The sequence below is a fragment of the Microcoleus sp. w2-18bC1 genome, from assembly GCF_036700365.1.
Lineage (GTDB): Bacteria > Cyanobacteriota > Cyanobacteriia > Cyanobacteriales > Microcoleaceae > Microcoleus.
In genome coordinates this window covers 33685-54665 of sequence record NZ_JAUBOS010000030.1, presented here as the reverse complement: position 1 = coordinate 54665, position 20981 = coordinate 33685, and the positions used below count along the sequence as shown (strand labels likewise).

Genomic DNA, 20981 nt, shown 5'->3' with positions numbered 1-20981 from the left:
TGTAGAAAAGGCGACTCATATTTGCTTGCACCCGATCGACCTAAGTGCATCCTCCGCAATCGCCGCTAAACCTGTTCCGGTGGTTATATCTATAACAAGCTTGCCCGATCGCACTTTTGCCAATTCTACTAACCGACTTGTAGCCTGTTTGTGAAATTCATTCTCGTAGTCGGGGCGGTTGTTGAAGTCATTGAGAATCTGCCGTTTGTAGGCACTTAGCGAGTCAGTCATGGCGAATTATTGGTTTAACTTTCTACTTTAGCAAAGTCTTTGACCTCAATTAATAAATCAATAATCGGTTCTGCATAAATGCTCCGAATCGCTTTGCTACCGATATGGTGAACGGTGATAGCCTTTTCTCCAATTGCTAATGCAATCTTTTTTGACTCTTTAAGCAAGGTAATTCGCCCTGCTGGAGCGTGGTGAACTACTTGTACTTTTCGGAAGTTTTTAAAGTGAGGTAAAGACAGAATTTTTTCTGTTGGCTAAATATTATTTGGCACGACCGTTACTATTTTATCAGCTCCATCGGCGCACCCGAAAATATAAAATATAAAATATAAAAGCGAAATAGTTTTTACCAAAACTCAATTTAAATCGGGGTTTTTAAAGTGGCAGCATATTCAGGAACAGGCTTCCCTAGCCTGTTCCACAATAATGATGATTAGGACTTAAGTATGTGCAAGTTATCGAGCATGGTTTTAGCAGATTCGAGCCAGTCGGGGAACTCGGGTGACATCGCGTATACCCAAACGATCGCGTGTAGGTGTCGCATTTTACGGTACGGTTCCAGGCTGGCAAAGTCGAGCGCATTCGGATAAGCGGCTATCCCCTCATCGTCGAGGTTAATCAAGTCCCAGGCGATCGAACCGGTGCAAGTGTCCTCAAAATCGTTCCACAGCAATCCTTTCGCAGTTGGAATTAAATTTAAGGCATGGGCATCCCCGTGCAGCGGCTGCAACACGCTGACTGAATTGCTTAACTGCCTCAGCAGGCGATCGTAAGTTGTTTGCAGCAGCGTCAGGTCACTTTCCGACAGAATATTGCCAAGCTGTTCGAGCCTTTCGAGCCCGCGCGGAATATCGTTGAGGGGCGGCAGCAGCGGCAAATCGCCCGGGTAATCGCGCAGAACAGCGTGCAGTTCAGCTTGCATTCGTCCGACTGTCGCCCCATCGGGCAAAGCATCAGAGATTGGTTCAAAGTAGCGCCAGAAGCTCATCGTCAAACCGTCGCAATGGTGGGGTACCGGGGGTAAAAAATCGCTGGGAGGGACTACAGGAGCGCCTTTGGCAGCCAGAAAGGCGGCGACAGAGAGTTCGCGGGCCAACCAAGACTCGACGGGCGATCGCACTACGGGGGTTAGGGTAGCGATCCGAGCCACAATGGGTGCAGGTTTCAGGTGAACTCGCACGGAATAGGCGTCAGCAAGCACGTGGGGGTCGTTTACGCGAATGCCCGCAGCAGAGGCAACAGACACCGATGCTGCGACGGCGCGGGCTGTAAGTGCGGGGCGATCGAATTCTGTGGATGGCATAAGCGGCACATTAAAACTGGTTCGCAGTTGCCCGCAGCCGACGAGTCAACGCGCAACTGCGAACCTACTTCTTTGTATTATATTGTAATACACAAGCTCACACTCGCAACGCAGAGAGCACGAGGGAGCTTCCGCGATACAATCTTTGTTTGGTAAAGAATTTTTACGAGTTCTGTGTCCATCACAGGCTTTTCGGTCTGTACTACCCAACCTGCCTGAAAATATGGATTTTGCTACTCTTGCTGCCCAGCTAAATGCTGGAACTATCTTGCCAGAGGGAATTGTCATCATCACCCTCTTGGTGGTTCTCGTCGGCGATTTAATCGTAGGCCGCAGTTCCTCGGGTTGGACTCCCTACGTTGCCGTTGCGGGTTTGTTGGCCGCCGTCGCTGCCTTGTGTTTGCAGTGGGATAACGTTGATACCATCTCGTTTCTAGGCGGTTTTAACAGCGATGCCTTGAGTTTAGTGTTTCGTGGCATTATCGCTTTGACTGCGGCTGTCACTATTTTGATATCCGTCCGCTATGTACTGCAAACTGGTACTGCTTTAGCGGAATTCATCGGCATTTTACTCGCCGCTACTTTGGGGGGAATGTTCCTCAGCGGCGCTGATGAATTGGTGATGATTTTTATTTCGTTGGAAACTCTGAGTATCTCGTCTTATTTGCTGACGGGTTACACAAAACGCGACCCGCGTTCCAATGAAGCTGCTTTGAAATATTTGTTAATTGGCGCTTCTTCTTCGGCAGTGTTTCTCTACGGGCTTTCGCTGCTGTACGGGTTGTCGGGTGGCGAAACTCAGTTAAGTGCGATCGCTGCTAACCTTTCTACTGTGAATGAAGGTCAATCTCTCGGTTTGGTGATTGCCTTGGTTTTTGCGATCGCCGGCATCGCCTTCAAAATTTCTGCAGTTCCCTTTCACCAGTGGACTCCTGACGTTTACGAAGGTTCTCCTACACCCGTTGTTGCCTTTCTTTCTGTCGGTTCCAAAGCAGCCGGTTTTGCCCTAGCAATCCGCTTGTTAACAACTGCTTTCCCCGCACTTATCGAACAGTGGCAGTTCGTGTTCACGGCCTTAGCCATTCTCAGTATGGTGTTGGGAAATGTGGTTGCCCTCGCCCAGACTAGCATGAAGCGGCTTTTGGCTTATTCGTCGATCGCCCAAGCCGGTTTTGTAATGCTGGGTTTGATTGCAGGAACAGAAGCCGGTTACTCCAGCATGATATTTTATATGTTGGTTTACCTGTTTATGAACTTGGGTGCTTTCGCCTGCATCATCCTGTTCTCGCTGCGGACTGGAACCGACCAAATTAGCGAATACTCGGGTTTGTACCAAAAAGACCCGCTGTTAACTTTAGCCTTAAGTATTTGCCTGCTTTCTCTCGGTGGAATTCCGCCCCTGGCTGGATTTTTCGGCAAAATCTATCTGTTCTGGGCCGGCTGGCAAGCAGGACTTTACGGCTTAGTTATTCTGGGATTAATTACCAGCGTAGTTTCGATTTACTACTACATCCGCGTTGTCAAGATGATGGTAGTAAAAGAACCTCAAGAAATGTCAGACGCGGTAAAAAATTATCCCGAAGTTCGCTGGAACCTTCAGGGAATGCGGCCTTTGCAAGTCAGCGTTGTACTCACCTTGGTGGCGACAACATTGGCGGGGATTTTGTCGAACCCTTTGTTTAATTTGGCTAATGATGCTGTTACCAAAACTCCCATGTTGCAGTCGGCTTTGAGTCAGGTGCAACCTGTTGTGGGTGCGAAAATTGAATCGAATTTGGTGTCTCGCCGGGATTAATTTTTCCTGTTTGTGAAATAGTGGAAAACGCCTGACTCTTTGCAGTTGGGCGTTTCTTTTTTGTTGTGATATACTGTTAATTATGATTTTTGACCGCAGATGTAGGCAGATAAACGCAGATAAACGCAGATAAAAGTTAGTACAGAGGCAACAATGTTAGTACAAAGTAAGGAAAAGTTTTATACTCCAGATGAGTACCGGGACTTAGAGGAAAATGCTGAGTTTAGAAATGAATACCGCGATGGAGAAATTGTACAAATGACGGGTGGTAGTATTAATCACAGCCAGATAATCGGTAATATTTATGCGTTATTAAAATCTGCTTTGCGGGGAAAGAATGCCCGACCATTTATGAGCGATTTGCGGTTGTGGATTCCTCGGTATCGACGCGGGACTTATCCAGATGTGATGGTAGTTGAAGGAGAATTAGTTTGCACAGAGGGACGGAAAGATGAAATACTCAATCCTGTGCTGATTGTGGAAGTGCTTTCTAAGTCTACCAAGGATTTCGATCGGGAGGATAAGTTTCGGTTTTATCGATCGATCCCTGAATTCCGTGAATATGTGTTAGTCAATCAATCTGAGTTTTTAGTCGCACAATATATTAAAACAGAATCAAATGAATGGTTATTTCGGGAATATGAGGGAGAATCAGCAATAGTTTCCTTCGCTTCAGTGGAAGTGCAAATGTCGATGCTCGATATTTATGAGCTGGTTGTATTTGAAACCCAGGAAACGGAAGTACAGCAGTAAAATTCATGCTATGGGGTGATGCAATGTCTAGCTTGGTAACAGTAAAACAATAATAAGTTGGTTGGTGGTCAGGACTTGAGTCTTCTAATTTTTATGAGGGAAGATATGGTTAACTACCGAATTGTCGAAACTTTGGCTGACAGCCAGGTTTCAGACTTGATGGATTTGTACAAAAACGAGTTTTGGAGCGACAAGCGGACGCGGCAGGATGTTGTGAAAATGCTGGCTGCAACTGATGTTATCATTGGTTTGGTCGATGAGAGCGATCGACTAATTGCTTTTACTCGCGTTATCACCGATTTCGTATACAGAGCGATGATTTTTGATGTCATTGTCAAGCCGACGCACAGAAAGATGGGACTGGGTGCGAAGTTGATGGATGCAGTTTTAAATCATCCAGAATTGCAAGCTGTCGAGAACTTTGCTCTTAATTGTTTGCCCAACATGATGCCGTTTTACGAGCGTTGGGGTTTCACAGATGATGTGGGCGAGATGAAGTTTATGCGGCGAACAACAGGCTGAACTCAGCCCCTTGAAAGCCCCAATTTTTCTCTAATTGCGTCTTCTTTGAAACCTACTAAAACAGCCGTTCCATCTTTAACGAAAAGAGGACGTTTCAGCAGCATCGCATCCTTTGCAAAAGCCTCTACCCACTGTTCGCTAGTCCAATTATTCTTGTCGTCGCCCAAAGCGCGGTAAGATTGACCGGAAGTATTTCGCATGGGTTGAAAACCCACAGCAGCTACCCAGCTTTGAATTGTTTCGCGAGTCGGCGGCTGTTCTTTGGTGTTAATGAACTCGTAATTAACATCGCTATTTTTGAGCCACTGGAAAGCTTTTTTGCAGGTGCCGCAGTTCGGTATTCCGTAAACTTGAATTGACATAATAATGACTGTTGACTGTTGACTGTTGACTGTTGACTGTTTGCTAATAACAACTAACAACTGACTAATGACTACTAACTAATGACTACTGACTAATCTAGCTTGTTGAACCCATTTTTGCACGCGATCGACTGAAGGAGTCAAGTCATTGCGCTGCATCGTCGCTACGTGCAGCCTTAAAACTTGTTGATGCAATCTTTCCACGGGCATTTGAGCCAATTGAGCCGGCGAAGCAACACCCGCGTGCAGTAACAGCCCGCAATACTGACAGCCTACACTCGGAATTCGAGCCAAATTTGCCATCGCTACCCATTTATTAACATATTGAATGTTAATCTGTAATTGATGGGCTAGCAACACTTTCGCCGCCTGCGTTTTCGTCATGCGAATTAGTTGTCCGGTTGTGGTGATGCTGCACTCTTCCAGTTGAGATTGGTTTTCCTTGCTCAATCCCGGTAAATGTGAGATCGGCCAGTCGCGTACTTGCACAGAAGTTTGAGGAGCTTTATGAGAAATTTTCATGTTTTTTCAGTTAATTTTACTTATACTTTAAAGTCTCATATATCAAACAGTCAATAGAGGATATCGCTCACGCCACCCAATCAACAAAAACCAGACCAAGGAATTTGACTAATTGCGGGTGTTGTGACATTTCTGCTCATTGCTTGCAGAAAAACACTTTTAGCCTGTTTTTACTGAGAGTGATCAGGCTTACTGCTTAACCAAATCATCCCGGCGATGACGAGAAAGACTCTAAAAAAGACAGCTTATAAATGCTAGCAAAAAAGAAGTGACCGATGAGGATTTCCTCAAAAATGCCTGCCAAGTTGGCAGTCCGAATTTTAGTTTTTTAATGCTGAGAATGCAAAAACTTGTGGCTGACTGCAAACCCAACTCAAAATTATAGGTTTTTACCCATGACAATTACACAAGGTGATGATTTGTTAACTCATACTTTACAGCAACGGTGGCAAAAACTGGCTAGTTTAATTAATTTTCCGGTAATTTTATGGTCGGGGCGCAGCATTCCTCGCAATTATCCGGCACTTACTTATCCATTTCGTGCCAGCAGTCACTTTTTATATTTTGCTGGTTTGCCCTTAGAAAATGCTGCCATTCGCTTAGAATCGGGCAAGTTAGAATTGTTCTTAGATGACGCACCTGCTAGCAGCACGCTTTGGCACGGAGAAATGCCGAAAAGAGCAGCAATTGCCGAACTAATTGGGGCTGATGCTGCTTTCCCAATGGCCGCATTGAAATCGCGATCTACAAATGCAGCAACGATCGCAGTTCAGGATTCTTGGACTCAGTTGCAACAGTCTCAAATTCTAGATCGCCCTCTGGCACCGCCCAATTCGCCAACCGCAATCGACCTAGAATTAACCAAGGCGATCGTATCTCTGCGCCTGAGCCACGACGCAGCCAGTTTGGTCGAATTGCGTCAAGCTGCCGCTGTTACTGTAGAAGCTCACAAAGCGGGTATGGCAGCAACTCGAAATGCTCAAATTGAAGCAGGGGTGCGCGCTGCAATGGAAAGTGTCATCATCTCCAAAAATATGACCTATGCCTATCCTAGTATCGTGACGGTGCATGGAGAAGTGCTGCACAGCGAATATTATCACAATCCCCTACAAACCGGAAATTTGTTGTTAGCAGATGTGGGTGCGGAAACATCAACGGGATGGGCGGCTGATGTGACTCGCACTTGGCCGGTTTCTGGCAAGTTTTCTCCGACTCAAAGAGCGATTTATGATGTAGTTCTGGCAGCACACGATGCTTGTATTGATAAAATTAGTCCGGGGGTGGAATATCAAGATATTCACCTGTTAGCTGCTAGAATTATGGCGGAAGGATTAGTTGATTTGGGCATCTTGCGCGGCAATGTTGAAGATTTGGTAGAGATGGATGCTCACGCGCTGTTTTTTGTACATGGTATCGGACATTTAATCGGTTTGGATGTTCACGATATGGAAGATTTAGGCGATTTGGCTGGCTATGAAGAAGGAAGAACCAGAAGCAGTCGGTTTGGGTTGGGATTTTTGCGGTTGAATCGAGTTTTGCATCCGGGAATGCTGGTATCGATCGAACCGGGATTTTATCAAGTTCCGGCAATCTTAAATAACCCAGAAAACCGCGCCAAATATGAATATTTCGTAAACTGGGAGGATTTGGAAAAATTTGCAGATGTGCGGGGGATACGCATAGAAGATGATATACTTGTCATCAATGACGGTAGAGAAGTATTGACAGGGAAATTGCCCACAAAAGCTCCGGAGATTGAGGAGTTAGTTGCGGTAAATACGTAAGTATAGCCTACTTCGATCACACATACGCAGTTCCATCAGGGGTGAAAAACAATAAATCAAGATGAATAAAGATTGGCCAACAAGTCTTTTGATATTAGTTAAAAAAGTGCTCTCGCAAGTCAGAAAATTCGCAGCAATAATACTTCCACGCAGTGTTCGTAAACCTATATCCTCGCGGCCTCCCATGCAAGCTGCACCTTTGCCCAGCAACGAAGAAGAGAGGCTAGATGCACTTCACCGCTACAACATTCTCGACACAGAAGCCGAAGCCGCTTTTGATGATCTAACAGCTTTAGCATCTTATATTTGTGGCACTCCTATTGCTTTAGTAAGCTTAATAGATTCTAACCGACAGTGGTTTAAATCCAAAGTTGGTCTGGAAGCGCCCGAAACTCCGAGAGAGTTAGCTTTTTGCGCCCACGCTATTTTAAATCCTAACGAATTGCTAGTTGTACCCAATGCTCTAGATGACGATCGCTTTGTGGGCAATCCGCTAGTAACTTCCGATCCCAATATTCGATTTTATGCTGGAGCCCCGCTAGTAACTCCTGACGGTTATCCGATTGGCACTTTGTGCGCGATAGATACAGTTCCTCGTAATCTCACCCCAGAACAGCTAGAAGCGCTGCGGACTTTAGGACGGCAAATTATCAACCACATGGAGTTGCGAATAAATCTGACTAAATTAAAGCGTGCACAGATCAAGAACAAACAAGTAGAAGAGAAACTCCGTTCTACCGACGAGCAAATTGTCAATTTTTTAGAAGGAATGAGCGATGCTTTTTTTGCTTTCGACACTCAGTGGCGATTTACTTACATCAATTACAAAGGGTCCCAATTTTTGAAGCGCTCGCAGGAAGAACTTTATGGTAAAAATTTTTGGGAAGAGTTTCCTGAATTCGTAAATTCTGATTTTTATAAAGAGTATCATGAAGCTGTAGCCAAACAAATTGGAGTGGCTTTTGAAAAATATTATCGTCCCTTAAAAGTGTGGTTGGAAGTCAGGGTTTTTCCTTCTCACGACGGCATTTCTGTGTTTTTTCATGATATAACTAAGCGCAGGCAGATCGAATCTGCACTCAGGAAAGAACAGAAAAAAACTGAAAGTTTACTGCTAAATATTTTGCCCGAACCGATCGTCGATCGGTTGAAGCACGAACCGGGGGTAATTGCAGACAAGTTTGAAAAAGCCACAATTCTTTTTGCTGACTTGGTGAATTTTACCCAAATTTCTACTACCATGTCCGCCACTAAATTAGTGTACTTGCTAAATGAAATTTTCTCAGCTTTTGACCAACTGAGTGAGAAGCACGGCTTAGAAAAAATCAAGACGATCGGGGACGCTTACATGGTAGCAGCCGGTATTCCCATTGAACGTCCAGACCACGCAGAGGCGATCGCCGAAATGGCGCTGGATATGCTAGCAGCAATTAAAGAATTAAATGTAAAGCTAGACGCGAAATTTGACCTCCGCATCGGGATTAATAGCGGCCCGGTGGTAGCGGGGGTAATCGGCACTAAAAAATTCATTTACGATTTGTGGGGAAATGCCGTGAATACAGCCAGCCGCATGGAATCTCACGGCATAACAGGTCGCATTCAAGTCAGCCACTATACTCATAAGTTGCTGCATGATAAATATGAATTTGAAGATCGCGGCGAGATCGAGATTAAAGGTCAAGGGCAAATGCAAACTTATTTCCTGATGGGGAGAAACACAGTAAGCGATCTCAAAATTGCAGAGTAAATAAAACTAAGACTGGAAAGTACCTGATTGTAGAGGAAATGCCGGAGGCTGCGATAGATCGCTTCTTCGGCGCGATCGTCCTGTGGTAGAACGGCTGCTGCAGATCAACCAAATAAGATTATGCTATAGACAGAGATATCCGAGCAATTCTATGCGCGGTACTCGAGGTTATATAAATACTAAGTTGAAGTCGTCGGAGCCTTTAATAATGGTTCAATTTCATATTCAAACAGATAGCGATATTCCAGCATCCACCCAACTATTCAATCAAATCAGGTTTGCGATCGCCTCGCGACAATTTCCGCCCGGACACCGCTTGCCCAGCACCAGACAGCTAGCCATGCAGACAGGTTTGCACCGCAACACCATCAGCAAAGTATACCGCCAGCTCGAAAATACCGGACTCGTAGAAGCGCAAGCAGGATCGGGCATTTACGTCCGCGCCCTAGGCAACGAACACGGCAACAAACTCAAATCTCCGATTCTCGAAGAATATCCCCTTGCCAACAAAATAGTGCAAGGAAGTATCGATCAACTGCTGGGACAGGGCTGTACGCTCAACCAAGCGAGGGAATTATTTTTGGCCGAAATTGACTGGCGGCTCAGGTGCAGCGCCCGCGTGGTCGTCACAGCCCCCACAGAAGACATCGGCGTGGGTGAGCTGATGGCGAAAGAACTCGAACAAGCTCTCCGTATTCCCATACAGTTAGTGCCGATGGAACAGCTAGGTACTTTTTTGGATCAAATCTCTTCGGGAACTGTGATCACGAGTCGATATTTTATCGGAGAAGCAGAATCGATTTCGGCACCGCGTTCTGTGCGAGTTATTCCCGTAGACATCTACGACTACAGCCAGGAAATTCAGCTAGTCGGGAGTTTGCCCAAAGACAGTTATTTGGGTCTCGTCAGCCTGAGTCCGGGAATGCTACGATCGACCGAAGTCATCATCCACAGCATCCGGGGAGAGGATTTGCTGGTGATGACGGCCTTGGTGTCAGACGAGTACAAGATTAACTCGATCGTGCGATCGGCTAGAACAATTTTTTGCGACCAACCGAGTTTTGCTACAGTAAAAGCTGCCATCAATGCGGCTAGAGAAGATATTATTCGTCCCCCGCAACTGATATGCTCCGAAAATTACATCGGATCTAAGTCGATTAATTTGCTCAAGCGCGAGTTGGGCTTGGGGTAAGTCAGTTGACAGTTGACAGTTGACAGTTGACAGTTGACAGTTGACAGTTGACAGTTGACAGTTGACAGTTGACAGTTGATAGTTGTTGTTCTAATTTCCAATAACCAATTCTCAATTCTCGATTACCAATAACCAATTACCATTACCAATTACCAATTATCCATGACAATTGAAATCCAACCTTCAATTAATGTTAAAACCGCGATCGAAAGTCGCCGCGCCGCCCGAAGCTTCAAACCAGATCCGATTCCCCCAGCCATATTGGCAGAGATTTTGCGGTTGGGAGTGCGATCGCCCTCTGGTTACAATTTGCAGCCTTGGCGGTTTATCGTACTTCAAGACCCCGCCAGCAAACAAAAATTAAAAGCTTGCGCCTTCGATCAGCGCCAAGTGGTAGAAGCCCCAACAGTATTAATTTGCTGTGGCGATCGACGCGCCGCCGGCCCCGAAAATACCGAAGCCGTCATCGAATTGGGCAAAGCAGCAGGCGCAATGAATGACAATTTAGCCGGTTATATGCGACAAGCAATCCCGCAATTGTTCGAGAACCGTCCCTGCTTCGATTCCCTAGAAACTTGGACAAACAGACATACAATGCTCGCAGTAGCTCACTTAATGATTGCAGCTAAAAGTTTTGGGCTAGACAGTTGTCCGATGGAAGGTTTTGTCAGCGCTAAGGTGAAAGAAGCCTTTCAAATTCCAGAAGAAGTAGATGTTTGCTGTTTGCTGCCGCTTGGTTATGCAGCAGAACCTTTCAAACAATATGGCGGACGTTTTGACGTGACTCAAGTTTATTACAGCGAAAGTTATGGGCAGGCATTGCAAATTGAGATTTGAGAGTTAAGATTTTGAGAGTTAAGATTTGAGAGCTGAGAGTTGAAGGAGTCGGTACAAGTTCAAACCAATCGGAAATACCGACGATTTCGCAATCCGAAATCTAAAATCTAAAATCTAAAATTTCAAGTGGTGAGATCAGACAGAGGAGAAAATATGACAGTAGCAACGCGACAAAGCAACGCACAAATTCTAGAAGTAAAATTGCAGCAACACTTGCAAGCAGCCGGATTTAAAAACTTACCGCTTTATATTAGTTGTGATTTTCGAGATGAATCTTTAACGGTTGTGGGAGAACACCCGCGCAGTTTAGTTCTCAAAGCCAAACCGACTTTTGCGGTGCTAGAAGCAGCAATTCTTGAAATAGAACCAGAATCTATTCAACAGATTGGACTTTGCCTAAAAATTACCGGGCAAAAACAGCCTTATGCTTTCCATTCTTTTACCATGCACAACCCTGTTTTGTCAAAACCAAAAACAGTGAAGTTGTTCAAAAAAAGCGAGAATATACCCGCAGAAGAAACCGGGATAGTCTTAACAGAAAATGTTGCCGAGACGGCGGATCTAGAGGAGGAGATACCGTTAGAAACAGATGGGAAAGATACGTGGGATGAAGAATATTTCCCCAATTTGTCTGAGAGTTCCAGCAATTCCGATCCGATCGCCTTTAGGGTAGCTGCAATCCCGGCAGATATTGGAGACAATCCTTTCAATCCGCTGGATATGGAAGCGGTAACAGTTGCCCAAAAACCCAAGCATTCACCGTTTGCGATGCTGGCTGCTGCAGGAATCATCAGTGTCGCCGCGCTAGTTTTGGCAGGCGGTTATTATATGCTGAGCCGACCCTGCGTCATCGGAGGATGTAGTGCTTTAGCTAATGCCAAACAGTTGAGCGAGAATTCGACGAAGACGCTGAAAACGTCAAAAGTTGCCAACAGTCCCCAAGAAGCGCAGCGACAGTTAAAACAGGCGATCGCCCTTTTGGAACCGATTCCCTCATGGTCAATTCATCGCGGTGAAGCTCAAAGCGCCCTGGAAAGCTACCGTTCGCAAAATCAGAATTTAAACTCTGCGATCGATGCAGCGCGCCTCGCACAGTCAGCATCCCAAAAAACCCAAAATCCGCCTTATTCGGCTGAGGACGGGCAGGAAGCGCAAGCTCTGTGGCAAAGTGCGATCGCCGAACTCGGAGAAATCCCCACAGACAGTCCAGTTTATGCTTTTGCTCAGAAAAAAAAGCAGGAATACCGGAAGAATGTAGCAACAGGAAATCGGCAGTTAAGCACAGAGAAAAAAGCGGAAAAAACGCTGCTCGCCGCCAAAAGTAGAGCCCAAATAGCAGAAGCTCGCGAAGCCGTAGCTCAGACAGCCGAGACTTGGGATCAAGTGCAATCAGGTTGGGAAGACTCCCTCGACATCCTATCAGAAATTCCCACGAACACGACATCTTACCAACAAGCTAAACTGCTAGTTCCCAAATACGAAACCAAACTTTCAGAAGCTCGCGAGCGCAAAAATGTCGAAGGAATTTCGGAAAATGCGTATACTCAAGCTGTAACTTTAGCAGCGGAAGCTCAAATTTTTGAGGGCAAAAACGCCTGGTTTAAAGCATCAGAATCCTGGCGAAGAGCTTTGAGTTACGCGGAGCAAGTGCCGGCAGCAACTGCATATTCCCAGAAAGTCCAACCGCTGATCGCTTCCTACAAAACTTCATTGCAGCAAGCAGAAGTAAAGTTGCAGGAAGAAAGGAACCTGCAAAAAGCCCGCACCGATTTAGATAGAACTTGCAAAGGCAACCCCAAGATTTGCGACTATACTGTTAGCAAAGATTTGATTGCTGTGCAGATGACTCCAGGTTACGTGCAGAAACTGCAACAAACCTTCATCCAAGCAAACAACAACAATGCTGTGAAGACTCGCCAAGCTGTAGAAAAGCACGTTCAAACATTGCAAAAAGCTTTGGAGGCGATCGCCGAAAACGCCAAAATCCCGATGCAGGTGTACGATGGCGAAGGCAAGCGAATTGGGAGTCACGAACCGAAGTAGCCCGTTGAAGTGCGTTGAAGTGCGATCGTCCTATTTTTATCCTTGGCCTTGTTCGCTGTTTTAGTCCTCGACGCACGGATGGTCAGAAACCGGGTTTTTTAACCAAAATACCTCATTGCAGCCCGCAGATTCGGTAAAAAACCTGGTTTCTTGAGTCGGAGTGCGATCACCAACTGCCCTCTATACGTAGGGTGCACATTGTGCACCTTACCGCTATAAGTAGCGTGTGAAACCACTTTTTGAGTAAGTCCTGACTTCCTTCGTTAACACAGACTACAAGCTCGGCAATCAAACTGTATAAAAGGATGTTAGCAATCAAATGCTAGAAAAGGTCAAACTTCATAACTTCAAAAGTCATAAAGATACAGAACTTAGTTTAGATAGTTCAGGCCTACACGCACTCGTAGGACAAAACAGTTCTGGTAAAACATCAGTCTTGCAAGCATTACATTATCTTAGTAGACTTGCAAATTACGATAAATCATCATTTGCACATATTTTTCAGTATGAAAGAGCCCCGGAATTTCTTACAACCAGTGGAGAAAATAATATGTCTGTTACTGGCAGAGGTTTCTGGAGATATCATAATCAAAGAAAGTGGGAGGCTTCCTATCACTGGCAACAAGGGTTTAATCCTCCTTGGTTCCCGAAAGCATCATGGAAAGTCGATCAAGAAGGGAGTTTAGAAGGATGGAAAAGCTCGTTGAGCAATGCTCCAGATCCCATACCCCAATCTTTGAGATACTCAGTTCACCTGAAGCTAGTAGCTACTAACCTTGCTAAAGCAGCTTACAGTGATGCAATTACACCGCGAGTTGAGTTCGATGGTTCCGGGTTAGCACCTACCTTAGACTATCTTCGTGACGAAGCTCCAGATAAATTTCAATCTTTACAAGAAATGTTGAAACGGATTGTACCAGGTGTACGCGAGGTAGGGGTAAGGCGAGCTAAAGTTATGGTCAATCGTCAACGCTTAATCGAAGTCGATGGAAAGTCTATCTCCTACGAAGAAAGTCAGGAAATTGCAGGGCAAGAAGTTGTCCTAGACATGAATACTGGTAAGCGTATTCCAGCCCATGCCATAAGCGAAGGAACAATGCTCGCTCTCGGATTACTGACTGTTTTGATGAATCCCAATCAACCTAATTTAGTCTTACTAGATGATATTGAGCAGGGACTCCATCCCAAAGCGCAACGAGAATTGATCGCTGTTTTTAAGGAAATTATTCAAGCCAACCCCAATCTGCAAATTATTTTTTCGACTCATTCTCCCTATATTGTGGATGAACTTACGCCTTCTCAAGTTCATGTATTAAGTAACAACTATTCAGGTGTGACTCGTTGCAAACGATTGGATGAACATCCTGATGTAGAATGGGCAAAACAAACTTTAACCACCGGAGAATTCTGGGATGCGGAGGGAGAAGATTGGGTGGTTGCAGGAGAAATAAATGATTGATGAGTTTGTGGTGATTGTAGAAAGTAGCGCAGATGCACGAACCGCTACTAAATTAGCTGAGCGCCTTTTTGTGGATAAAATTGATTGGTTAGAGCATGAGACCCTGCAACACCACTTTCAATGGAGTGGTTTAGAAGCTGGTACAGAGAATTCTTGCTGGAAAAATATCGATGATATAACTAAACGTCTTTCCGATAAATTTAAATTTCCCACCATCAGATCAAATGGAAAGTTTAAAACTGATGGTCAATCAGCTTATAAAATTATGAAGTTAATCAGCTTTCTACAATACAAACAAAAGAGAGATATTAAAGCCGTTATTTTTATGCGTGATTTAGACAATCAACCTCAGCGAAGAGAACATATCGAGCAAGCACGTTTAGAACAGATCGATCAACAACCTAAATTAGCAATTATTATTGGTACACCCGACAGAATGCGGGAAGCCTGGGTTTTGAATGGGTTTGTTCCATCTAATCAAGAGGAAAAACAAATTCTTCAAGAGATAACGACCGAATTGACGTTTAATCCTTGCGAGGAGTCACACAGACTACGCTCTAACTCATTGACAGAACCCGATCGCATTAGAAATCCTAAAGTTGTTGTCGAAAAGCTAACAGGTGGCAGAATGGAGCGCGAACAACAGTGCTGGGAAGACACGCCTCTGGAATTTCTACGAAAAAAAGGTGTTCATACAGGCTTAACAGCCTATATTGATGAAATCGAGGAACGATTAATTCCCATCATTTTATCTGACTAAAAAAGTAATTCACGATTTACGCATCACCTCTATATTGCCGGTTTGCACTGCGCGCCTTACCGCTATCAGTAGCGAGTAAAATCACTTATTGCATAAGTCCTGTTCATTCAAAACTAATCGGTATCCCCAGCAGTTTTATCCGCAGTCAATCCAGCTTGAAAAACTTGTTTCGCCGTCAAATTCAACTCTGGAAAAGTTGGCGACTCAATCCTATCATTTCCCCGAAACAAACTCACCTCATACTCGCCCTCAACCAACTGATAAACCGATATCGTTGATTGCTTGGGATTCCCGATAAACCTGCGGCCGCCCAAACCAAGATAATCCACAATCCAGTATTCAGGAATCCCGATTATTTCGTATTCCCCTACTTTTTTGATGTAGTCATCTTGCCAGTTGGTACTAACGACTTCAACAACGAGGGGAATTGATGCGCCTTGAGTCGCCGTGGAGAACTTTTCCCAAAGAGGTTCTGATGCTAAATTTGAGCGATTTAAGATTAGAATATCGGGGGAATAAGCTGATTCGTTTTCTGATGGCTTAACTAATGCTTGTTTGGGGATTAGGTACAGAAGGTTTAGCCTGACAAATTCAAGAGTTAATTCCGAGGCTAAGAAACCGATAACTTCTTCATGTTTTCCCGGTGGCTGGGCTATTTCAATAATTCCTCCGTTGTGCAGTTCGTAACGTCGGTTTTCTGGTTTCCATTCGACAAATTGTTCAAAAGTTACTGGTTGAGTTGGACTTTGAATCATGGCTATTTCTTCTTAGTTATGACCGGGGCGGGCGAGACGCTCAACCCTACTCCCCACAATAAAACTCAGTCTTTGTGAAACAGGCATCTTGCCTGTTCATAAAAATAGTACCCAACGTAAGTTCCTACCTACATTATATTACCAATTATCAATGCCCAATGCCTAATGCCCAATGCCCAATTCCCAATTACCATTTGATCAATTGTGCATCTTGATTGAAAAACTTCCGGGACAATCCCTCAGTCAACAGCAGAGTTGCGATTACAGTTGCCAGCGCTAACACAAACATAATCAAAATCTGGTAAGATGCTGCATCAAGAGGACTGACACCGCTCAGCATTTGACCTGTCATCATTCCGGGTAAAGTTACGATTCCTACCACCGTCATTGTATTTAAGAGCGGGATTAATCCAGCTTTGATGGCATCTTTGCGGTACTGTTTTACTGCTTGCTGCGGCGTCGAACCTAAACTTAAATGGGTTTCTATTTCTAACTGGCTGCTATTAACTGTACTGACAAGTCTTTCGCCGGCGATCGCCCCGGAGTTCATGGCATTGCCCAAAATCATACCCGCTAAAGGAATCAGGTATTGCGGTTCGTACCAAGGGTCAGGTTGCAAAATTAGCAAGTTTGTATAGGCGAGAGTCAAGGCCGTACTTATCAAAATTGAACCCCAAACTAAGGGCAGTAAGTTCTTGATTTTTTTGCTGATGCGGTTACTGGCAACCATGCTAGCTGTTGTCAGCATGATTGCTAAAACTGCTAAAACCAGCCAAGGATTTTTCCCCTCCGGGTCAAATATGACTGCGAGCACGTACCCGACTAAGATTAGCTGGATCAGGGTGCGCCCTGCGGCGATCGCGATCGCCCCCTCCAATCCCAATCCCTGCCACGCCGAAAGCCCGATCGCGATCGCCACCATCCCCAAAGCCCAACCCAAATCTGTAAAATCTAGCAGAATTAACACCGGCCCACCCTTTCGATAATGTGATTGTTTGCCTGTCCAAATATAAGATATTTGAATAAACGTTTCAGGGAAACAGTTTTGCTGCAAGAATTTGCTTTGATAATGCTTGAAATTTATGGTGTGAAGAGTGAATAATGTTCCCCCCCTCGACTTAACCCGCCAATACGCCCAGATTGGCGACGAGATAACCGCTGCGGTGCAAAAAGTGCTTGCCTCTGGCGGCTACGTAGGTGGCCCGGCCGTGAAGAGTTTTGAACGAGAGTTCGCCGACTACACGGGAGTTTCCGAGTGCGTTGGCTGCAACTCCGGCACCGATGCCCTGATTTTGGCTTTGCGAGCTCTCAAAATTGGCCCCGGCGATGAAGTAATTACCACTCCTTTTACCTTTTTTGCTTCGGCTGAGACAATTAGCGCCGTCGGCGCGACTCCAGTATTTGTCGATATTGACAGTGAGACTTTTAATCTGGATGTCGAGCTCCTCGAAGCGGCAATTACCGACAAAACCAAGGCAATTATGCCCGTCCACATCTTCGGCCAACCGGTAGACATGACTCGGTTGATGGAAATTGCGACTCGGCACAATTTAGCCGTAATTGAAGATTGCGCCCAATCTGTCGGGGCCCAGTGGCAGTCTCGAAAAGTCGGCAGCATTGGTCATATTGGCTGCTTCAGTTTTTATCCCACCAAAAACTTAGGCGCTTGCGGTGACGGTGGCGCGGTGACGACAAACGATCCAGCCCTCGCAGCTTCGATGCGAGTGCTCAAAGAACACGGACAGTCTTCTAGATATTTCTACGAAGAAATCGGGTACAACAGCCGTTTAGATGCCCTGCAAGCGGTGATTCTCAGCATTAAATTGCGATATCTCGACAGTTGGAACGCCCAGCGACGTTCGATCGCGACACTTTACACCGAATTTCTCTCCCGCGTGCCCCGAGTTGCCGTCTCCAAAGAATTGCCCGAAGCAAAAGGAGTTTGGAATCAATACACGATCCGGCTGACAAGTCCAGAAGAAGCGCAAAATGCCTCTGGCGATTTTCGAGATTGGATGCGGGCTCAGTTGCAGGAATGCGGCATCGGTTCGATGGTTTACTATCCGTTACCTTTGCACCTGCAACCTGTTTACAAATCTTTGGGTTATCAAGCAGGTCAGTTGCCAAAGGCTGAGCAAGTTTGTCGCGAAGTCTTGTCTTTGCCGATGTTCCCGGAACTGTCGAGGGATCAACAAGAGCGGACGATTTATGGTCTGAAAGATTGCTTGGCAAAGGCCGATCGCATCCGGTAGCTTTGGCGCGATGGCATCAGCGAGGGAAATGCAGGAGGAGAAAAGAATTGCAGGGTTGCAGTGTTGTGAGAATGTGCAGGGTTCCGGGAGAGCTGTTAAGTATTTTGACCGATCACTTGTACTTTTATGTACTATATTTAATGAAAAGAAACAAATTTAGGCTAGCAATCCGCCTCGAACGGGTGCATTTTCCGCTCGCCTAAAACTTGAAATGCGATCGGTCAATGATGAAGAAGGAAGAAGGAAGAGGGAAGAAGCCCGATGGAAGTCGGAAGAAGGAAGAAGGAAAAATAAAGAATGGTTGAATTTTCGACTTCCAATCCCCAATGCCCGATGCCCGATGCCCGATGCCCGATGCCCGATGCCCGATGCCCAATTCTCAATTTAACCTGTAATTTTCAGAAGATAAGAGGAAAATAAACGAGTGCCTCAGTATCAATTCACTCAGGCTAGACGCTACGATCCACAAGCGATCGCTCATTATTACCGCAAACGTCCTTGGAAAGCAATTTGGCGCGCAATTACCGTTATTTGGTCTTTTGCGGGCTTTGTGCTGGGGATGCTGTGGGACAGTTGGCAGCACGAAGTCGCAGCACACCAGCCGGAACGGGCCGCCCACCTGCGACAAATACTCACTCGCTTGGGCCCCACTTTCATTAAAGTCGGTCAAGCCCTTTCTACCAGACCGGATTTGATCCGCAAAGACTTTCTCGAAGAATTGATCAAACTTCAGGATCAATTGCCGCCGTTTGACTCGGTGCGCGCTTTCGAGATTATTGAAGCGGAACTCGATCGCAAAATTAGCGAAACCTACAGCGAAATCTCCCCCGAACCTGTCGCCGCGGCAAGTCTTGGTCAAGTCTACCGAGCTCGCCTCCTCACCGGGGAAACAGTAGCCGTCAAGGTTCAGCGACCGAATTTGCTGCCAGTCTTGAGCCTTGACCTTTACTTAATGCGCTGGGCCGCTGGATGGTTGGGCCCGTTGCTGCCGCTGAATCTCGGTCACGACCTTTGTTTAATAGTCGATGAATTCGGTATCAAGTTGTTCGAGGAAATTGATTATATCAATGAAGGACGCAACGCCGAGAAATTTGCGACAAATTTTGCCGACGACCCGACAGTAAAAGTTCCGAGCATTTACTGGCGTTATACTTCAAATTGCGTTCTGACTCTTGAATGGATTGACGGCATCAAGCTGACAGATATGGCAAGTGTTAAAGCCGCAGGTTTGGATACCGATAGTTTAATTGAAGTCGGAGTCCGCAGCGGTTTGCGACAGTTGCTGGAACATGGATTTTTTCATGCTGACCCCCATCCGGGAAATCTGTTTGCCTTAGCGGACGGCCGCATGGCTTACATTGATTTTGGGATGATGGATCAGATGGAAGAAACAACTAAAGAAACTTTGGTTGATTCTGTCGTTCATTTGATCAACAAAGATTACTTACAATTAGCCAAGGATTTTGTCAAACTTGGCTTTTTGACGCCAGATACAGATATTATGCCGATCGTCCCGGCGTTGGAATCTGTACTGGGTGATATCGTCGGCGAAAATGTGTCAAATTTTAACTTCAAGACGATTACAGACCAGTTTTCGGAGTTGATGTACGATTATCCTTTCCGGGTGCCGGCGAAATTTGCCTTAATTATTCGTTCTCTGGTGACAGAAGAAGGTTTGGCCCTGACGCTGAATCCGAATTTCAAGATAGTCGAGGTGGCGTATCCTTATGTAGCGCGGCGTTTGTTGAACGGAGAATCTCCGGCACTGCGGCGGCGTCTGATTGAGGTATTATTCAAAGATGGCAAATTCCAGTGGAACAGGTTAGAGGACATGATCGCGATCGCCCGATCGGATCGTAGTTTCGACTTGCTCCCCACCGCCCAACTAGGCTTGCAATTTTTGCTGTCAGAGGAAGGGTCGTTTTTGAGACGCCAGCTAATGTTAGCTTTGATTGAGGACGATCGAATTCACACCGAAGAAGTTCGCAGCCTGTGGAACTTAGTCAAGGAAGATTTGCAGCCCGGTCGCCTGTTCAACGTTGCTCTAGGCGCTTTGACGGAGTTTTCCACAGCAGGAGCAGCCGCGCTAACTCGATTTTAGTCATTAGTCATTGGTCATTAGTCATTAGTCATTGGTTATTTGTTGGTTGTTAGTTGTTGGTTCTAATAACTAATTCCCCATACCCAATGCCCCATGCCCCATGCCCCATGCCCAATTCCCCATTCCCCATTCCCCCAATTAAGGAATTATTCGTGTATTATTTTCCAGAACCTCCCTATTTTTTTATGTCGGCTGGATTACTAGCAGGTATGGCTTCCGGCGTAGCATTTGAAGCAACTCTCAAACAATCCGTACAACAGTGGTCTAAAAATCGTTCTACTCGCACCTTGGCTAACCTGCCAAGGCTGCAATTGGTCATACCTTTTCTGGGAATGGCTGGCGGTATTTGCGTATTTTTAGCTTCTGGAATGGAGATTTTTGGCTTCCCAAAACTACTTTGTTATGCCCTAGCTTTGCCGCTGACGGTACTCACGGGCTGGCTAGTTTGGACTCAGCTAGGTAAGCTTTTGATCGAGTTAGAACGCGGAGGTTCCCAAGCGCTGGATTTAGATTCTTTTGAACAATGAAAGCTAACTATCAACCTCTTTTGTGAGAAGCAAGGG

21 protein-coding genes and 1 pseudogene are annotated in these 20981 nt (G+C 45.7%); 15 read left to right on the top strand and 7 right to left on the bottom strand.

The genetic code is table 11. The features are described from left to right. Positions 1 to 15: 15 nt before the first annotated feature. From QT979_RS16920 to QT979_RS16910, 3 genes are all read right to left on the bottom strand, one after another. Positions 16 to 231 (bottom strand): hypothetical protein, encoded by a 216-nt coding sequence (locus tag QT979_RS16920; protein ID WP_333208679.1) that lies wholly within the window; start codon positions 229 to 231, stop codon positions 16 to 18. A gap of 14 nt (positions 232 to 245) precedes the next feature. Continuing rightward, the gene (locus QT979_RS16915) at positions 246 to 470 is read right to left on the bottom strand and encodes a GrpB family protein (RefSeq protein WP_333230671.1); all 225 of its coding nucleotides are present in this window, start codon (positions 468 to 470) and stop codon (positions 246 to 248) included. A 194-nt stretch (positions 471 to 664) separates the two neighbouring features. Continuing rightward, entirely contained in the window at positions 665 to 1534 is an 870-nt protein-coding gene (locus QT979_RS16910) for a phosphotransferase (protein WP_333208681.1), read from the bottom strand. Positions 1535 to 1757: 223 nt separating this feature from the next. Here QT979_RS16910 and QT979_RS16905 point away from each other — a divergent pair, with 223 nt between their 5' ends. The 3 genes from QT979_RS16905 (at position 1758) to QT979_RS16895 (ending at position 4604) form a co-directional block, all read left to right on the top strand. Then, positions 1758 to 3329 carry an NAD(P)H-quinone oxidoreductase subunit N gene (locus QT979_RS16905; RefSeq protein WP_333208683.1) on the top strand — a complete coding sequence of 524 codons (1572 nt, stop codon included), beginning with the start codon at positions 1758 to 1760 and terminating at the stop codon, positions 3327 to 3329. 153 nt (positions 3330 to 3482) lie between these two features. Next, entirely contained in the window at positions 3483 to 4082 is a 600-nt protein-coding gene (locus QT979_RS16900; RefSeq protein ID WP_333208685.1) for a Uma2 family endonuclease, read from the top strand. A gap of 105 nt (positions 4083 to 4187) precedes the next feature. After that, positions 4188 to 4604 (top strand): GNAT family N-acetyltransferase, encoded by a 417-nt coding sequence (locus tag QT979_RS16895; protein ID WP_333208687.1) that lies wholly within the window; start codon positions 4188 to 4190, stop codon positions 4602 to 4604. Between the two features lie 2 nt (positions 4605 to 4606). On the opposite strand, the gene QT979_RS16890 is transcribed toward QT979_RS16895, so the two are convergent. Both QT979_RS16890 and QT979_RS16885 read right to left on the bottom strand, forming a co-directional pair. Further along, positions 4607 to 4966, bottom strand: a complete 360-nt coding sequence (locus tag QT979_RS16890; RefSeq protein ID WP_333208689.1) for a Spx/MgsR family RNA polymerase-binding regulatory protein — start codon at positions 4964 to 4966, stop codon at positions 4607 to 4609. A 78-nt stretch (positions 4967 to 5044) separates the two neighbouring features. After that, the gene (locus tag QT979_RS16885) at positions 5045 to 5488 is read right to left on the bottom strand and encodes a DUF4332 domain-containing protein (RefSeq protein WP_333208691.1); all 444 of its coding nucleotides are present in this window, start codon (positions 5486 to 5488) and stop codon (positions 5045 to 5047) included. 395 nt (positions 5489 to 5883) lie between these two features. Here QT979_RS16885 and QT979_RS16880 point away from each other — a divergent pair, with 395 nt between their 5' ends. From QT979_RS16880 to QT979_RS16850, 8 genes and pseudogenes are all read left to right on the top strand, one after another. Further along, positions 5884 to 7272, top strand: a complete 1389-nt coding sequence (locus tag QT979_RS16880; RefSeq protein ID WP_333311143.1) for an aminopeptidase P family protein — start codon at positions 5884 to 5886, stop codon at positions 7270 to 7272. Between the two features lie 184 nt (positions 7273 to 7456). Next, positions 7457 to 9019, top strand: a complete 1563-nt coding sequence (locus tag QT979_RS16875; protein WP_333311142.1) for an adenylate/guanylate cyclase domain-containing protein — start codon at positions 7457 to 7459, stop codon at positions 9017 to 9019. Between the two features lie 208 nt (positions 9020 to 9227). Further along, on the top strand, positions 9228 to 10211 hold the full coding sequence (locus tag QT979_RS16870; RefSeq protein ID WP_333084831.1) for a GntR family transcriptional regulator: 984 nt from the start codon (positions 9228 to 9230) through the stop codon (positions 10209 to 10211). Between the two features lie 162 nt (positions 10212 to 10373). Continuing rightward, a complete protein-coding gene (locus tag QT979_RS16865; RefSeq protein WP_333208699.1) occupies positions 10374 to 11048 on the top strand; it encodes a nitroreductase family protein in 675 nt (224 codons plus the stop codon). Between the two features lie 153 nt (positions 11049 to 11201). Further along, positions 11202 to 13091, top strand: coding sequence for a hypothetical protein (locus tag QT979_RS16860; RefSeq protein WP_333311141.1), 1890 nt, complete (start codon positions 11202 to 11204; stop codon positions 13089 to 13091). A 319-nt stretch (positions 13092 to 13410) separates the two neighbouring features. Continuing rightward, positions 13411 to 13563: pseudogene (locus tag QT979_RS29055) on the top strand (AAA family ATPase); the annotation flags it as partial. Between the two features lie 78 nt (positions 13564 to 13641). Further along, positions 13642 to 14550: an ATP-binding protein gene (locus tag QT979_RS16855; protein ID WP_333311140.1), complete on the top strand. Its 909-nt coding sequence runs from the start codon at positions 13642 to 13644 to the stop codon at positions 14548 to 14550. Next, the gene (locus tag QT979_RS16850) at positions 14543 to 15310 is read left to right on the top strand and encodes a hypothetical protein (protein ID WP_333208704.1); all 768 of its coding nucleotides are present in this window, start codon (positions 14543 to 14545) and stop codon (positions 15308 to 15310) included. The genes QT979_RS16855 and QT979_RS16850 overlap by 8 nt, the downstream gene beginning before the upstream one ends. Before the next feature lie 113 nt (positions 15311 to 15423). Here the strand turns inward: QT979_RS16850 and QT979_RS16845 are convergent, their stop codons facing one another. Beyond that, positions 15424 to 16065, bottom strand: a complete 642-nt coding sequence (locus QT979_RS16845) for a Uma2 family endonuclease (protein WP_333311139.1) — start codon at positions 16063 to 16065, stop codon at positions 15424 to 15426. A gap of 187 nt (positions 16066 to 16252) precedes the next feature. Beyond that, positions 16253 to 17032: an ABC transporter permease gene (locus QT979_RS16840; RefSeq protein ID WP_333104365.1), complete on the bottom strand. Its 780-nt coding sequence runs from the start codon at positions 17030 to 17032 to the stop codon at positions 16253 to 16255. 127 nt (positions 17033 to 17159) lie between these two features. Here QT979_RS16840 and QT979_RS16835 point away from each other — a divergent pair, with 127 nt between their 5' ends. From QT979_RS16835 to QT979_RS16820, 4 genes are all read left to right on the top strand, one after another. Next, positions 17160 to 18317, top strand: a complete 1158-nt coding sequence (locus QT979_RS16835) for a DegT/DnrJ/EryC1/StrS family aminotransferase (RefSeq protein ID WP_333311138.1) — start codon at positions 17160 to 17162, stop codon at positions 18315 to 18317. A 211-nt stretch (positions 18318 to 18528) separates the two neighbouring features. Continuing rightward, the gene (locus QT979_RS16830) at positions 18529 to 18705 is read left to right on the top strand and encodes a hypothetical protein (protein ID WP_333311136.1); all 177 of its coding nucleotides are present in this window, start codon (positions 18529 to 18531) and stop codon (positions 18703 to 18705) included. A gap of 36 nt (positions 18706 to 18741) precedes the next feature. Further along, a complete protein-coding gene (locus tag QT979_RS16825; RefSeq protein ID WP_333311134.1) occupies positions 18742 to 20418 on the top strand; it encodes an AarF/ABC1/UbiB kinase family protein in 1677 nt (558 codons plus the stop codon). Positions 20419 to 20525: 107 nt separating this feature from the next. Further along, complete coding sequence (locus QT979_RS16820; protein WP_445304792.1) at positions 20526 to 20945, top strand: hypothetical protein; 420 nt, start codon at positions 20526 to 20528, stop codon at positions 20943 to 20945. The last annotated feature ends 36 nt before the right edge of the window (positions 20946 to 20981 follow it).

Coding starts and splice junctions, on each gene's coding strand:
- QT979_RS16830 (WP_333311136.1), top strand. CDS start 18,529: ATGCGATCGGTCAATGATGAAGAAGGAAGAAGGAAGAGGGAAGAAGCC.
- QT979_RS16865 (WP_333208699.1), top strand. CDS start 10,374: ATGACAATTGAAATCCAACCTTCAATTAATGTTAAAACCGCGATCGAA.
- QT979_RS16910 (WP_333208681.1), bottom strand. CDS start 1,534: ATGCCATCCACAGAATTCGATCGCCCCGCACTTACAGCCCGCGCCGTC.
- QT979_RS16900 (WP_333208685.1), top strand. CDS start 3,483: ATGTTAGTACAAAGTAAGGAAAAGTTTTATACTCCAGATGAGTACCGG.
- QT979_RS16875 (WP_333311142.1), top strand. CDS start 7,457: ATGCAAGCTGCACCTTTGCCCAGCAACGAAGAAGAGAGGCTAGATGCA.
- QT979_RS16920 (WP_333208679.1), bottom strand. CDS start 231: ATGACTGACTCGCTAAGTGCCTACAAACGGCAGATTCTCAATGACTTC.
- QT979_RS16890 (WP_333208689.1), bottom strand. CDS start 4,966: ATGTCAATTCAAGTTTACGGAATACCGAACTGCGGCACCTGCAAAAAA.
- QT979_RS16860 (WP_333311141.1), top strand. CDS start 11,202: ATGACAGTAGCAACGCGACAAAGCAACGCACAAATTCTAGAAGTAAAA.
- QT979_RS16895 (WP_333208687.1), top strand. CDS start 4,188: ATGGTTAACTACCGAATTGTCGAAACTTTGGCTGACAGCCAGGTTTCA.
- QT979_RS16820 (WP_445304792.1), top strand. CDS start 20,526: ATGCCCAATTCCCCATTCCCCATTCCCCCAATTAAGGAATTATTCGTG.
- QT979_RS16870 (WP_333084831.1), top strand. CDS start 9,228: ATGGTTCAATTTCATATTCAAACAGATAGCGATATTCCAGCATCCACC.
- QT979_RS16880 (WP_333311143.1), top strand. CDS start 5,884: ATGACAATTACACAAGGTGATGATTTGTTAACTCATACTTTACAGCAA.
- QT979_RS16850 (WP_333208704.1), top strand. CDS start 14,543: ATGATTGATGAGTTTGTGGTGATTGTAGAAAGTAGCGCAGATGCACGA.
- QT979_RS16845 (WP_333311139.1), bottom strand. CDS start 16,065: ATGATTCAAAGTCCAACTCAACCAGTAACTTTTGAACAATTTGTCGAA.
- QT979_RS16885 (WP_333208691.1), bottom strand. CDS start 5,488: ATGAAAATTTCTCATAAAGCTCCTCAAACTTCTGTGCAAGTACGCGAC.
- QT979_RS16855 (WP_333311140.1), top strand. CDS start 13,642: ATGTCTGTTACTGGCAGAGGTTTCTGGAGATATCATAATCAAAGAAAG.
- QT979_RS16905 (WP_333208683.1), top strand. CDS start 1,758: ATGGATTTTGCTACTCTTGCTGCCCAGCTAAATGCTGGAACTATCTTG.